Source organism: Burkholderia sp. BCC0397, from assembly GCF_902832865.1.
In the GTDB taxonomy this organism is placed as follows: domain Bacteria; phylum Pseudomonadota; class Gammaproteobacteria; order Burkholderiales; family Burkholderiaceae; genus Burkholderia.
This window is the reverse complement of sequence record NZ_CADFDL010000012.1, coordinates 70,806-84,754: the sequence shown is the minus strand read 5'-3', so window position 1 is coordinate 84,754 and position 13,949 is coordinate 70,806. Positions and strand designations below refer to the sequence as shown.

Annotated in this window: 10 protein-coding genes; 5 read left to right on the top strand and 5 right to left on the bottom strand. The window is 64.7% G+C overall.

The window, feature by feature from the left end:
- Positions 1-50 precede the first annotated feature (50 nt).
- Positions 51-1,925 carry an alpha/beta fold hydrolase gene (locus HWX03_RS28390; protein WP_175873542.1) on the bottom strand — a complete coding sequence of 625 codons (1,875 nt, stop codon included), beginning with the start codon at positions 1,923-1,925 and terminating at the stop codon, positions 51-53.
- 1,113 nt (positions 1,926-3,038) lie between these two features.
- On the opposite strand from HWX03_RS28390, the gene HWX03_RS28385 reads away from it, so the two are divergent.
- A complete protein-coding gene (locus HWX03_RS28385; RefSeq protein ID WP_175873541.1) occupies positions 3,039-4,787 on the top strand; it encodes a cholesterol oxidase substrate-binding domain-containing protein in 1,749 nt (582 codons plus the stop codon).
- On the opposite strand, the gene HWX03_RS28380 is transcribed toward HWX03_RS28385, so the two are convergent.
- Complete coding sequence (locus HWX03_RS28380) at positions 4,733-5,089, bottom strand: hypothetical protein (protein WP_347879539.1); 357 nt, start codon at positions 5,087-5,089, stop codon at positions 4,733-4,735. The two genes, HWX03_RS28385 and HWX03_RS28380, sit on opposite strands and share 55 nt — an antisense overlap.
- Positions 5,090-5,758: 669 nt before the next feature.
- On the opposite strand from HWX03_RS28380, the gene HWX03_RS28375 reads away from it, so the two are divergent.
- Both HWX03_RS28375 and HWX03_RS28370 read left to right on the top strand, forming a co-directional pair.
- Entirely contained in the window at positions 5,759-7,456 is a 1,698-nt protein-coding gene (locus HWX03_RS28375) for a M4 family metallopeptidase (protein WP_175873540.1), read from the top strand.
- Between the two features lie 332 nt (positions 7,457-7,788).
- Positions 7,789-8,631, top strand: coding sequence for a hypothetical protein (locus HWX03_RS28370; RefSeq protein ID WP_175873539.1), 843 nt, complete (start codon positions 7,789-7,791; stop codon positions 8,629-8,631).
- A gap of 136 nt (positions 8,632-8,767) precedes the next feature.
- On the opposite strand, the gene HWX03_RS28365 is transcribed toward HWX03_RS28370, so the two are convergent.
- On the bottom strand, positions 8,768-10,030 hold the full coding sequence (locus HWX03_RS28365; RefSeq protein WP_175873538.1) for a glycosyltransferase family 9 protein: 1,263 nt from the start codon (positions 10,028-10,030) through the stop codon (positions 8,768-8,770).
- Positions 10,031-10,504: 474 nt separating this feature from the next.
- On the opposite strand from HWX03_RS28365, the gene HWX03_RS28360 reads away from it, so the two are divergent.
- The gene (locus HWX03_RS28360; protein ID WP_175873537.1) at positions 10,505-10,825 is read left to right on the top strand and encodes a hypothetical protein; all 321 of its coding nucleotides are present in this window, start codon (positions 10,505-10,507) and stop codon (positions 10,823-10,825) included.
- 70 nt (positions 10,826-10,895) lie between these two features.
- Here HWX03_RS28360 and HWX03_RS28355 read toward each other — a convergent pair whose 3' ends face one another.
- Together HWX03_RS28355 and HWX03_RS28350 are read right to left on the bottom strand one after the other, a co-directional pair.
- Positions 10,896-11,885, bottom strand: a complete 990-nt coding sequence (locus HWX03_RS28355; protein WP_175873536.1) for an ABC transporter substrate-binding protein — start codon at positions 11,883-11,885, stop codon at positions 10,896-10,898.
- Positions 11,886-11,927: 42 nt separating this feature from the next.
- Positions 11,928-12,272, bottom strand: coding sequence for a DUF3088 domain-containing protein (locus HWX03_RS28350; protein WP_006481897.1), 345 nt, complete (start codon positions 12,270-12,272; stop codon positions 11,928-11,930).
- A 491-nt stretch (positions 12,273-12,763) separates the two neighbouring features.
- On the opposite strand from HWX03_RS28350, the gene HWX03_RS28345 reads away from it, so the two are divergent.
- Positions 12,764-13,948, top strand: a complete 1,185-nt coding sequence (locus HWX03_RS28345) for a porin (RefSeq protein WP_175873535.1) — start codon at positions 12,764-12,766, stop codon at positions 13,946-13,948.
- Position 13,949 lies beyond the last annotated feature (1 nt).

The following is a 13,949-nucleotide window of genomic DNA, read 5'->3' as shown; positions in this document are numbered from 1 at the left end:
CCGGCGAGGTTCACGCCGCACCCGTTGCATCGCCGCGCTTGGGGTTCCCGTCAGTTCGACGCCAGGTCGTGCGCGGGCCCGGCGGCGGCCTCGGCCTCGGCTATTTCGCCGCGCACCGTCTGTTGCCACCACTGCGCGAAGTGCTCGACAGACGGCGGCCGGATCATCGTGTAGTGATTGCCGGGACAGCGCCACAGGGCCATCCGCGGCGCGAAGCGCCGCCAGCCGGACAGCACGTCGTCAGGCGCGAGACTGCGCGCCGGGTCGTCGCAGTCGGCGGCGAGCACCAGCGTCGCGCGCCCGGCATAGACGTCGGCCGGACGGTACGCGGTGCGCAGCGCCGTCCCGTAGGTGCGCACGATGCCTTGCACGTCGCGCGGCCCGGAGCCGCCGCGGATGATGCGGGCGTCGACCATCCCGCGATGGAGCATCGCCCACTGCCCGCGCCGGTCCGCGCGAAACAACGCGTCGCGCTCGATGCCGAGCGGGCGGCCGGTCGCCTGCTCGAGCGCATGCACGAGATTCCACACGACGCTCGCGAACGTGTACTGGCGACCCAGCCGGCCGGCCGACGCCGGCGCCTCGGTGTCGACGATCGTCAGCGACGCGGGCGAGCGGCCGAGCGCCTGCAGCCGGCACGCGATTTCCAGCGCGACCCAGCCGCCGAACGAATGGCCGATCAGGTGCACCGGCTCGCGCGCGTCGGCCGCCAGTCGTTCGACGACCGGCAGGTAAGCCGCCGCCGTCGCGGCGACGTTCACGTGCGGCGCAAGCACGCCGTCGAGGCCGCGCGGCTGAAGGCCGTGCATCGGCCAGCCCCGCTCCACCGCGATCGTGAACGGCAGGAACGTCGCGACGTTGTCGCCCGCCCCCGGAATCAGCACGACGGGCGCGTAACCGGGCGTCCCGCGCTGGATCGGCAGGTGCGGGAGATGGCTCGTCTGCGGCGCATGTGAGGTGCGTTCGCCGCCGCCTTCGGCCGCCGCGGCACGCGCGTCCTGCAACGCATGCGCGATCGCACGGCCGAGCGCCGGCGCGACGCCGCCCGCCGCCGGGTACCGCGCCGGCACGTCGACGACGCGGCACACGCCGGGCTCGAGCCGTGCCGCCCAGCCGTCGGCGCGAGCCGGCAACGTCGCGGCATCCGCGCCGGCGCTGCGCAGCTCGAACCAGTGAACGGGCAGCGGCAGCGAAAACGGCTCGTAATGCGCGAATGCGTGATCGAGCGCGGCCCAGCGGTCGAGCCAGCGCTGCAGCTGCACATCGTTCAGGCCGCGCAACGCGGACGGCAGCAGCCCCGCGTCACGACACCGGGACGCGATCGCCGCTAAATCCAGCGTCGCGGCGCCTTCGAACAGGTCACGCGGATCGACTGCGCGCGCACCGCCGCCCGCTTCGCCGTCGAACAGCTGCAGCCATTCGACCCGGCGCAAGTCGCGCGCACCCGTGGCCACCCCGCCGCTTGCGACCAGTTCGACGAGACGCACGCCAGGCGGCACATCGGCGGCCTGCCCGGGTCGGGCTGCGTGCGCCGCCAGCGACGCATCGGCGATGCCGAGAAACTCGACGGTCTCGTCCCGCCCGGCCAGCTGGGTCGCCACTTCGTAGGCGAGCAGGCCGCCGGACGCCCATCCCGCGAGCCGGTACGGCCCGCGCGGCTGCAGCGCGACGATGCGTTCGAGCAGGCGCGTGGCGAGCCATTCGACCGTCGGCGCCGTCTCTTCCGCAGGATCGGCATCGAGCTCGCATAGGCGCCAGCCCGCGCCGAGATGCTCGGAGACATGCCGCGCGCCATCGCTCAAGCGTGCATATCCGGCGATCAGGAAGACGCCGTGCGCGGACGATCGATCCTCGGGCGCGGCGGCGGCGGCCGCGGCCCCGTCATCGGCGATCGACCCGCCCGATGACCAGCATGAAGCAGACACGATGTTTTCTCCGTGTTCGGCGACGCCATGGAGATGGCGTCGTATTGATCGACGATCGTTACTGGCAAATACCGCGAAAATCCAGCGAGATGGCTTCCGTCACCGGGTTTTGCAAATCGGCCGCCTGCCTGGAAGGCCAGGAAAAATCGCTCCCACAAAACGAAACAATTATTCTCATTGAGTTTTGATTACACACTTCGGTTGATCACGGTAACAAAAATTGTGATTTTTTGTATCCAACGAAACGTCCGACTTGTATGACCAAACCACCAGGCAGGCGAATTCCCGGAATTCCGAACCCGTGTGCGCACCCTGGCTTCAGTCGAGCCAGATAATCTTCAGCTTTTTTCAGATTAATTCAGAAAAAACCGCCAGCGCATATGATCGACCGCCTGCGCGGCAATGCATGATCCGACGAGACAATCACCGACCGCCGTCATTACCGGGCACGCTCCGAAAACCTTGTAAATCAGGAATTTCGGCCGATTGCTTCACGTCATTCAACGATGGCTTCAATCCACCGTTCCGCCTGACGTGGCCGCCAGACGGTCGCCAGCCGTGGATTTGCTCATTCGCTCCCGCGCGAATGGACGACACGAACAGCATTTCCGATGAATATGACATCGTCATTGCATGGAGTACGCCGGAAACAGTCTCCTTGAATATTATCCTAACTGCAATAATCATGATGAGGGGGTTGAGTTTACCACCAACCCGAAACTTTATTCCAGCGCCAAATCAATTGCCGCAACCAAGACAAGTTGCTAACCTTTGCTCGCCGCAATCACGGCATCATTTACCGATTTGAAATCATCTCAAAATTTATTCAACCAATCCAAAAACATGAAAACGACACTCTAAAACACGTCATTACCCGGTGCGCGCCTGAAATAACGTCAGCACACCCGCGCCGGCCGAGTTTCTCCGTAGCCATCCCGTTATGAATGCGTCACCACGGTGACACGCCGCGGGATATTCGCGATGCATCGCTTCAAATTCCGGTCAATCAACGCGCGATTCGTCATGCGCATCCCTTCCGCTGAAACGGCGCCATCCGTAATCGCCACGCGTTGACTTCGATCCTCAAAACAATTCCAAGCGTTGGAGCAGAGCATGAATCACGATTTCCGAGACGAACCCACGCCGCGTCGCGCGTTCCTCGCCGACATGGCCAAGCTCGCGGCAGCCGGCGTCGTTGCCGGCTGGACGCCGATCTATCAGGTCGCGGCACACGCGGCGTCGGCCGGCGCGACGCCGCCCGGCTTCCCGGCCGACATCCCGCTCTACAAGCAGGCGTTCCAGAACTGGAGCGGCGAGATCGTCGTGCAGGACGTGTGGACCGCCGCGCCGCGCTCCGCCAACGACGTCGTCGCGACGGTCAACTGGGCGCGCGCCAACAGCTACCGGGTGCGCCCGCGCGGCCACATGCACAACTGGTCGCCGCTGACGCTCGATCCAGGCGCCGCCCCCGCCAACGTCGTGCTGGTCGATACGACGCAGTCGCTGACCGCGGTGTCCGTCGATACGTCGACGCGCCCGGCGCGCGTCACCGCGCAAACGGGCATCTCGCTGGAGACGCTGCTCGCGAAGCTCGAGGATTACGGGCTCGGCTTCGTCGCCGTGCCGGCGCCGGGCGACATCACGCTCGGCGGCGCGCTCGCGATCGACGCGCACGGCACCGCCGCGCCCGCGGTCGGCGAAACCCTGCAGCCCGGCCACACCTATGGTTCGCTCAGCAACCTGGTGCTCACGCTGACCGCGGTCGTGTTCGATCCCGCGAGCCGGCAATACGTGCTGCGCACGTTCCAGCGCAGCGATCCCGACATGGGCGCGTTCCTCACGCACATCGGCCGGGCGTTCGTCGTCGAGGTCACGCTGATGGCCGGCCCGAACCAGCGGCTGCGCTGCCAGAGCCGTATCGACATTCCGGCATCCGAACTGTTTTCGGCGAACGCCGGACAGGGTCGCACTATCGCGTCGTTCCTCGATCAGGCGGGCCGGCTCGAGGCGATCTGGTTTCCGTTTACGACGTGCCCGTGGCTCAAGGTCTGGACCCCGACGCCCAGCAAGCCGCTGCTGTCACGCCCCGTCACGCAGCCGTACAACTACCCGTTCTCCGATTCGATTCCGCAATCGCTGTCGGATCTCGTCAAGCGGATCATCATCGGAGGTGAAGGCGCGCTGACGCCGCTGTTCGGCCAGACGCAATATGCGATCACGACCGCCGGCCTCGCGCTCACGCTCAGTGCGGACATCTGGGGCTGGTCGCGCACCGTGCTGCAGTACATTCGTCCGTCGACGCTGCGCGTCACCGCGAACGGCTATGCGGTGCTCGCGCGGCGCGCCGACGTGCAGCGCGTGGTCAGCGAATTCGTCCAGTTCTATCAGAACCGGATCGACGCGTACAAAACGCGCGGCGAATATCCGATAAACGGTCCCGTCGAGATCCGCATCACGGGGCTCGACAAGGCTGCCGATGCGGGCACCGGCGCGGCGGTCCCCACGCTGTCCGCGCTCAAGCCGCGGCCCGATCACCCCGAATGGGACGTCGCGGTCTGGCTGGATATCCTGACGCTGCCGGGCACGCCGGCTGCCGACCGCTTCTACCGCGAGATCGAGCAGTGGATGCTGTCGAACTACAGCGGCGCGTATGCGACGGTACGTCCCGAATGGTCGAAGGGCTGGGCCTACACCGACACCGCCGCATGGCAGGACGACACGATGCTCGCGACCACGATCCCGAATCTGCAAAGCGCGGGGCAGCCTGCCGCGAGCAACTGGGAGGCGGCGCGCGCGACGCTCGGGCGCTACGACCCGCAGCGGGTCTTCAGCTCGCCGCTGCTGGATCGGTTGATGCCGTAGCGGGAACGGCGGAAGGAAGGTGCTGCGCGGCCTGATTCGGCCGGGGCGCGGCGCCTGTGGCGTAGCGGCGGGCGGCGGCGTAATGGAGTCGATCGCCATTCCCTGATCGGCAGGCCGCCGATGCAGGTCGGAATCCGTTTCAGGTCGTCGCCGAGCAACACGACGTCGGCCGACGCGATCGCGATGTCGACGCCACGTTCGCCCATCGCGATGCGGGTCGAGCCGGCCTTGATCGCCAGCACGTCGTTCAGCCCGTCGCCGACGACGAGCGGCTGCCGGCCGGCGCCGATCCCGCGCATCACGTAAGCGAGCTTGTCGTGCGGCAGCGCCTGCGCGACCACCGTGTCGATGCCGGTCTCGGCCGCGACCTTGCGCGCGACCGCCTCGCGGTCGCCCGTCAGCAGCGTCTGCCGCGCGCGCGCTAGCCTCCGCTACTCGACGAGCATGGCGGCGTCATCGTCCCTTCGTCCATCTGTTCGATCTTCGATTCGAGGTCGTAGTCGGTGAAGTTGTCGGCCTCGACACGAGAAATGGATTTTTCTCCAGCACGCCAATGATGATGGCTTCCGCGCATCGAATGCGCCACGGCCTGACGGAATAGCAACAATCAAAACCAATATTTAATAAAGAAAATTTCAGCGATCTTTTTAATTCAGGTTCGCGTCGCTCCCCTGGCCGTTTTTTTGCCTCGCGCCACGTCCTGCTTGGCGCGAATATCGCAAACCTCCGCCGCCACACGCCGCCGATGCGCCGCCCGTTGCATCCAGCGCAGCCGACACGATCATTTCACATTCCTCACCAAATCCAGACCTGATTAACGACAACGACATGAAAAATTAATATCATATAAAATATCTTGTAATTATAAAAACGACCTCCTAGCATCCCCCTGCTGTTCGCGACATGTCTTGTTTAAAAGTCATCACTTGATGCATTCCTCGAACAAACCCATTCATAACCTGGGGAATTACATGAAGAAACTGTCTCGACTGCTGCCCATCGCCGCGATTACCATCGCGAGTCTCAGTGCTTTTGCCCAGGCCGGCGACCAGCCGGCTGCGGTCGACAAGGCGCTGCAACTGATCCAGCAGAACCCGGCCGCCTTCAGCGTGGCTGTCAGCGGCACGGCACGTACGTTGAAGTTCGCGGGGCCGCAAGCAACCGCACCGACCGATGGCGATCAGTTCCAGGTACGCGACGTGATCGTCGATCCCGACGGCACCGAGCACGTGCGCTTCGACCGGTTCCATGCGGGCCTGCCCGTGATAGGCGGCGACGTGGTCGTCCATTCGAGCAAGGGGCAACTGAAGCAGGCCAGCGTGACCCAGCTCGCGCCGATCAACCTCGCCGGCACGATCGGCAAGGTCGGGAACCGCGCCGTGGTACGCAACGCACCCGACGTGGGCGCGACGCGGGCCAGACAGATCGCGGCCGCGCGCTTCGACTCGGACGTGCGCCGCATCGACGACGCGGAACTCGTCGTGTTCGCACGCGACGTCACGCCGACGCTGGCCTATGCGGTGCGCGTTTACGGCAAGGCGACCGACACGCACGGCGACGCCGTGCTGTACTACGTCGATGCACGCACCGGCACCGTGCTCGACGCCCAGGACCTGATCAAGACCGCCGCCGCGACCGGCACCGGCCGCTCGCTGTACTACGGCAACCTGACGCTCACGACGGACCAGACCGGCACGAACGCGTACCGGATGCTCGATCCGGGTCGCGGCGGCGGCTCGGTCTACGATGGTCGCGGTCTCAGCTCGGACGAAGTCGAGCAAGCGACCGACCTGCCGATCTTCACGAGCAGCACGAACGTGTGGGGCAACAACGCGACCACCGACCGGCAGACCGTCGCGGCAGACATCGACTACGGGCTCGCGTTGACTTGGGACTACTACAAGACCACGCACAACCGCAACGGCATCTTCAACGACGGCCGCGGCGTGAAGAGCTACGCTCACGTGGTGTTCAATACCGGCAGCGGCACGACGGGCGCGAACGCGGCATGGCTGTCGTCGCGCGTGATGGCGTACGGCGACGGCGAGCCGGGCACTCGCCTGCCGAAACCCGTGGTATCGGTCGACGTCGCCGGGCACGAGATGAGTCACGGCGTGACCGAGGCCACCGCCAACCTGAACTATTCGGGCGACGCGGGCGGCCTGAACGAATCGACGTCCGACATTTTCGGCACGCTCGTGAAGTTCTACGCGAACAACCCGAACGATCCCGGCAACTACGTGATCGGTGCGCGCGTGGTGAGCGGCGGCCTGCGCAAGATGTACAAGCAGGATCTCGACGGCCGGTCGTTCAGCTGCTACCCGTCCGGCGGCTTCTCGTGGTCGAATCCGCGTCACGATCCGCATTTCACGTCGGGGGTCGGCAACCGCTTCTTCTACCTGCTGTCGGAAGGCCCGTCGGTGCCGTCGACCGACACCGGCCTGTCGAGAGCGCAACTGGTCTGCAACGGCGACACGACCTTCAGCGGGCTGGGGCGCGACAAGGCCGGCAAGATCTGGTACCGGACGCTGACCGTGTACCTGAACGCCAACTCGAGCTACCCGAACGCGCGGCGTGCGTCGATCCAGGCGGCGAACGACCTGTACGGCGCGAACTCGGCCGAAAGCGCGACGGTCGCGCGCGCGTGGAGTGCGGTGGGGGTGAATTGACGGTGCGTGTGTAGGTGTTGAACGCCGGGCGTCGCGTGGCGGTACGTCGCTTTGGAGGAAAGCGATTCGGTCGTGGTCACGCGACGCTCGGTGAATGACGGGAGAGTGCCGGCCTCGCATGGGCAAAGTATTCGCGAACCGCTCAACCGGACGCTCCGCGTGAACACCGCTCCATCGTATTGACGTCGCCGCTCGGGAAGCCGGCTTCCTGAACGGACCGACAACGCGTTATATTCTGGTCCCAGGCAGGACGACGCGCGCCGCATCCGCGGCATGCTCCCGCCATCGCCGCCCTTCCCGACGCGCTTCTTCACCCCGAGAGAACGATAAAAATGGACCACGCGCAGTATTTCAGCCAAAGCTCGATCCAGGCCGCGAATCTTCGCCTGCACTATCTGTCGCAGTTACTGCGCGAGCAGACGGGCTCGATCGTCCAGTACGGCATCCTGCGCGGGTTTCCGATCGGCTTCAGTCATTGGGCGGAAGTCGCGGTCGGCGGCTACCTGCTCGGCACCTACGAGATCGCCGTGTGCGCGATCCTCGAAGCGCTCGGATCGCCCGACAAGGTGCTGGTCGACCTCGGGGCCGCCGACGGGATTTTCGGCATCGGCCTGGTCAGGAACAACGTCTTCGCGCGCAGCCTGTGTTTCGAGATGGACGAGCAGCGCCGCCACGCGATCCAGCATCGCGCCGCGGAAATGGGGCTGGCGGACCGCGTCGCGGTCTACGGCAAGGCCGATCGCAACCTGCCCGCGATTCTGTCGGAGCACGGTGGGGAGCCGGCCGGGCGGGTCATCCTGTGCGATATCGAAGGCGCAGAGTTCGACCTGTTCGACGACGCGCTGCTGGAACAGCTCTCCGGCAGCCACGTGATCATCGAGATCCACGATTTTCTGCTTTCCGACCCGGAGCAAGCCGCGCGCGCATTCGACGAATTGAGTCAGCGCGCGAGCAAGTACTTCAACGTCTACGAGATCCGCGACGGGCTGCGCGACATTCGCAACATCCCGTTGTTGCGACACTGGTCGGACTGGGACGCATGGCTGATGTGCGTCGAGGCGCGCTACCGGATGATGCGGTGGCTCTGGCTCGAGCCGAAAAGCCAGCCGCGGCGCGCCGATCAGGACATCGACCGCCTGATCCTCGACTACCAGCGCCGGATTTTCGCCGTTTGACGAACGCGCGCGGCGCGAATCGGCACGGCGGCCGCGACGTCACGGCTAGCGTATTCGCGTGGCTCGCGGCCAAGCCGAACGAATCACCGTTCACTCGAACGAAGTGCTCGCTGACGATGTATGTGGACGACAGCGGCTACCCTATTGCATCATCGCCGGACAACATCTCCACCATCTCCGATATCGGCCTGCTCCAGTCACCTAATGTTGCCTGCCGATACAACTGCATTGACCTGTACCACGGTGTATCGCGATGACTGTTGGACCAGCGCTCATCGCATGCTGCCGACAGCAACACCCATACTGGCCGTCCGAGCGCGCCGGCGAGGTGGGCGGGCCCGGTATCCACTGTAATCAATAAATCGAGTGCATCGAGGACGACGGCCGTGTCACCGAGATCGCTCAGTTCGTCGCTGATGACGCCAATGCCGTGTTTATCGAGCACCGCATATTCATCCTCGGTGATCTTGCCGAACTGCAGCGCATGGAAGCGACTCCCGGGCGCGCCGAACAATGGCGCAAGTTGCTCCAGCGAGATGGATCGATAGGGCTCGTGGCGTACCGCGGTACCGCTACGCCAAATCAGGCCTATCTCGCGCACTCCGTGGCGTCGATTTTTGAAAATGTCGGCAACCCGCGTCGTCATTTCTCGTCCAGCCGGCGCCTGCAAGTATGAATCGGTGTAGCTGGGAAAGTATGGCGTCGCCTGATAGCGCACAAAGAGATCAAAGGTACAGAGGACGCAATCACTTTGGTCGATTGCGCTGCGGGCATCGTCTACCACGGTGATCCAATCCAATGCGGAAAATACCGGCGCCAGCGTGTTCCGCGCCTGCAATACGACGGCCTGTGCACCTTCGTCCCGCAAGAGATGCAAATACCGGGAGAACATGATCACGTCACCCAGCCCGCCCTCCTGAATGATGAGGACACGCTTCCCCGCGGCCGATTCGTCGAATCGCAGAAGCTTGCCGACGATTTTCTCGTACTCGAGGGTACTGCTCTGATAGATATTGGAAACTATAGCGGCTCGACTCCATGCGTCGCGTAGTCGTCGACTCAGGGCGTGGGCCTCCCGAAAACGACCTTGAGCGTATTGCGAGATCGCGAGTTCAACCTTCAGGATTCTGAGATCAGGCTCATGATCAAGTTCGGTGATGGCTTGAGTCAATAGCGTTTCAGCCTGCGAAAACAGGCCGAGATAATTCATATCAATGCCGATCTGCGCGCGAAAGAATGGCTCTTTGACGCGATCCGCGAGCTCCTTCACCACTCGAATCGCTTCCTCCGCGTGGCCCGACAACCTGAGCGCGCGGCCCAGCGCGAGTCCGGCGCTCGCGGATTTCTCACGAAGGTAGGCGTCGTATGCACTATCGAGCCCGAATTGATCGCTGGTCAATGTATCCCCGCATGGAATTCTGGTGATTCGGTTTCTATCTCTGATCGCGTTTTATTTTGGGCGCGGTCGCGCACGACAACGTATCGCGATCACCCGTTTCCGGTATCGGCCACCAACCAGGCGATTCACCCGTTCTTTCGCTTCCAGCCCAGGCTGCGGGAAATATGCCGCTGGCTCGTCACCACCCCAATCCACGAACGCAACAGGAATACAACCGCCCTCGAGGCACGCCGATGCAACGTTGTGGTCACTTGCCGAACGTTACACGTTGACCGGGCGACATAAAAGCCCTCCGCCCGGGAACATTTGTCAAATAACTTGAATGACCGTCAACCGGCCGACAATTTGCCTTAACATCCGGCCGTCAGATCAGCTCATGTCGAACACGGTCGACCGACCGTCGAGTATCGGCTATTGATTGTTCTATCGGAAGCCCCACGCGGCCACCGATTTCACCCGCCCCCAGGACCGATCATGTTCCAGACTCCGGGAGATTCCTTCGTCAACGGTTCGTTGCTGGGCCTGTGCGTCGAGGTGCCGCTTGCCGCGCTGGTTTCGCTGGCCATGCACGGCGTCGACTGGAACGGCCCGCGCGTCGCGATGCTCGTCGCCACGCCCGTGCTGATCGCGTGCGTTGCGCTGCTGACGCGTCCGGTCGCATTCAGCACGGTATGGAAGCACAAGCGCTCGCCTTTCGAGCTCGACGACAACGTTCGCGCATCGATCTACGGCCGGCTCTGCGGGATCGCGCTCGGCGTGGTATTCGGCATCATGGTCGCGACGACGTTCTCCTGATCCGGCCGCCCGAATCTTCCGGCGCAACCCGCATCACCGCTGACCCGCACGCGCTTCCCGTTTCCTCGCGTCACCCCGCCGCAACCACCGGATTGAACGACGTATCCCACAACGGCGCGACATGGGCCGGCCCGTCCAGCACGCCGATGCGGGCAAACACGTCCGCGACCTGCTGGTGCTGCGCGATCACGTCGGGCGTCACCGGCAGCAGCGCGTAGTCTTCGCTGCGCTGGTCGAACATCGTGACGAGATCGGCAACCGGCACGCGCGTCTCGCGATTCTGCGCGAGCGCATAGTCGCGGAAATGCCCGTTCGCCCACGCATACGCCCGTCGGAACCGCAGCAGCAGATCGCCCGTCGCCGCACGGCGACGCGCATCGTCGAGCGTGCGCGGATTCGCGTACACCGGAAAATTGCCCGACAGATAGCCCTTCCCCGTCTTCAGCACGCGGGCGCCGTAGCGATTGCGCGCGAGCTGGCCGTTGTAGCCATAGATCGCCCACGCGTCGATGTCGCCGCGATCGTACGCGGACAACCCGTCGGTCGGCGACAGGTTGATCGGCTGGATGTCGTCGAAGGTCAAGCCGGCTTCCGCCAGCTGTCGATACAGGAAATAGTGCGAGGTCGTCGCGCGCACATAGCCGACACGCTTGCCCTTCAGGTCGGCGATGCTGCGGATCGGCGTGTCCTTGCGCGCGAGCGTGACCTGGTTGTTCAGGTCTTCGCGCACGCGCAAGATGAATCTCACATTGGCTTTCTGGCGCGCGGCGAACACGGCCGGAATTTCGCTACCCGAACCGATATCGAGCGCATCCGCGTTGAGCGCCTCGATATGCAGCACGCCGTTGTTCAGCTCGCGCCAGTCGATCCGGTACGGCGTATCGCCGAGCCCGGCCGCCTGCAACAACGCGCGCCAGCCGCCCTTGTAGGTCGCGACGCGCAACGTCGTGCCGGCCAGATCGGCGTCGGCGGCCGGCGCGGCGAACGCGGCCAATGGGTGCGCCGCGACTGCGGCGCCGGCAAGCAGCAGGCGGCGACGTGCCGCCGACATTGACGACATCGGATGCTCCTGTCGATCGGATAAGAAGTGGAACCCGCCGCGTCAATGCAGCGCCGGAAAGCCGTGGCGCTCGGCCAGCAGTTCGAGGATGCGGCGCGCGTCGGTGACGAAGCGCACGTCGCCGAGCGTCTGCGCGTCGTCCGGCGCGGGCCGGTCGCGGCCCAGCACGAGCACCGGCAGGCCCTGGTGTGCGTCGTCGAGCGCGTCGATCACCGCAGGCCGCGGCCGCTCGAAACCAACGCGCTTCACGTCGAGACGCGCGGCGAGATCGGGCGCGCTCGCCAGCAGCCCTTCGATCGGCAGTCCATGCGGACAGACGAAGCGCTGGCCCGGATGCTTCGGATCGGCAAAGCCCGGTTCCAGCAGAAACAGCACATCGCGACTCATGTCAAACGGCTCCTTTCTCGTAGATCGACCCAGTCGGGAAGCGCGCGCACCTGTGCGCGCCACCGTTCCCGACGCCTGCCGGCCAGCGGCCGGATGCCAGACTCTACCGTCGCGCCTCGCCCGGCCCTACCAACGTTTTGCGGAATCGATATGCGAACGCACATAGCGCATCGGCCGGTCGCCGCCTAGCGGGTCGTTGCGTAAATGCATCGTCATGCGAACGACGCGTATTGTGCATATCGAACGATTTCATCGATCGATATGACCGCACAGGTGCATTTCCGGCGAGCGACGTTCGCGGTCCGCGCAATGCGTTCGCCGCAGCAGGCGCGCCGGACGCGATCGCAGCGCACATGCCGGGCCGGCGGCAACGCACATTGCAAATCGGCCGCGCAGCGATTTACAAACCACGGATCGGCCGTTCATCGGCGCGCCCGTCGTCAATAGCATCGTGATCCTCACAAACGTACTGATAAAAACAGAGGATGGTCATGATCAAAAATACGGTGGTACTGGGTTTGGTTTCGATCGGTTCGGTCGGCGCGCATGCGCAGAGTTCGGTGACGTTGTACGGCGTGGTCGACGCCGGCCTCGCGTATACGAACAACCAGGGCGGCGCGAGCAACATCCAGCAGACGAGCGGCAAGCTGAGCGGCAGCCGCTGGGGCCTGAAAGGCGCGGAGGATCTCGGCGGCGGCCTGCAGGCGGTCTTCACGCTGGAAAGCGGGTTCCGGCCGAGCGACGGCGGGCTCGGCCAGGGCGGCCGCCTGTTCGGCCGGTCCGCGTACGTGGGCCTCGGCAAGAAAGGCCTCGGCACGCTGACGTTCGGCCGTCAGTACGAGCCGATCACCGACCTCGTCGCGCAGTACTCGGGGTCGGGTTTCTGGTCGCCGGCCACGCACGTGGGCGACAACGACAACATGAACCAGAGCTTCCGGCTGAACAACGCGGTGAAGTTCCGCAGCGACACGATCGCCGGCTTCACGGCCGACCTGCTCTATGCATTCAGCAACCAGGCCAATGGCGGCGCGGGCACCGGCTTCTCGAACAACAACGCGTGGGGCGCATCGGCGAACTACGTGAACGGCCCGCTGTCGTTCGGCGGCGGCTATGTGCGGTTCAACCATCCGAACGCGACGTCGAATACGAGCGGCGCGGTGGGCGGCGCGACCTCGACCACCGGCAACGACTACAGCGGCGCGTTCTTCTACGGGCTGAACGGCGGCGTACTGAAGCAGCAGATCGGCGCGGTGGGTGCGAACTATGCGCTCGGCCGCGCGACGCTCGGCTTCGCATGGAGCCACACGCAGCTCGACTATCTCGACGGCTCGTCGCGCAAGTTCAACAACTACGACGTGAACGCGCGCTACCAGATTACGCCGGCGGCCACGCTGATCGGTGTCTATACGTTTACCGACGGGCGCGCGAGCGGCCTGCCGGGCACGAGCGGCCAGACGCTGAAGCCGCGCTGGCACCAGTTCACGCTCGGGTTCGACTATGCGCTGTCGAAGCGCACCGATATCTATGTGTCGGGCATCTACCAGCTCGCGGCCGGCGACGCGAGCACCGCCACGTCGGGCGGCTATCGCAAGGTCGCGGCGATCTCGAACATCGGCAGCGCGTCGTCGACGAATCGCCAGCTCGCGTTCGTCAGCGGGCTGCGCGTGAAGTTCTGAC

Coding starts and splice junctions, on each gene's coding strand:
- HWX03_RS28360 (WP_175873537.1), top strand. CDS start 10,505: ATGTTCCAGACTCCGGGAGATTCCTTCGTCAACGGTTCGTTGCTGGGC.
- HWX03_RS28355 (WP_175873536.1), bottom strand. CDS start 11,885: ATGTCGTCAATGTCGGCGGCACGTCGCCGCCTGCTGCTTGCCGGCGCC.
- HWX03_RS28375 (WP_175873540.1), top strand. CDS start 5,759: ATGAAGAAACTGTCTCGACTGCTGCCCATCGCCGCGATTACCATCGCG.
- HWX03_RS28385 (WP_175873541.1), top strand. CDS start 3,039: ATGAATCACGATTTCCGAGACGAACCCACGCCGCGTCGCGCGTTCCTC.
- HWX03_RS28345 (WP_175873535.1), top strand. CDS start 12,764: ATGATCAAAAATACGGTGGTACTGGGTTTGGTTTCGATCGGTTCGGTC.
- HWX03_RS28350 (WP_006481897.1), bottom strand. CDS start 12,272: ATGAGTCGCGATGTGCTGTTTCTGCTGGAACCGGGCTTTGCCGATCCG.
- HWX03_RS28370 (WP_175873539.1), top strand. CDS start 7,789: ATGGACCACGCGCAGTATTTCAGCCAAAGCTCGATCCAGGCCGCGAAT.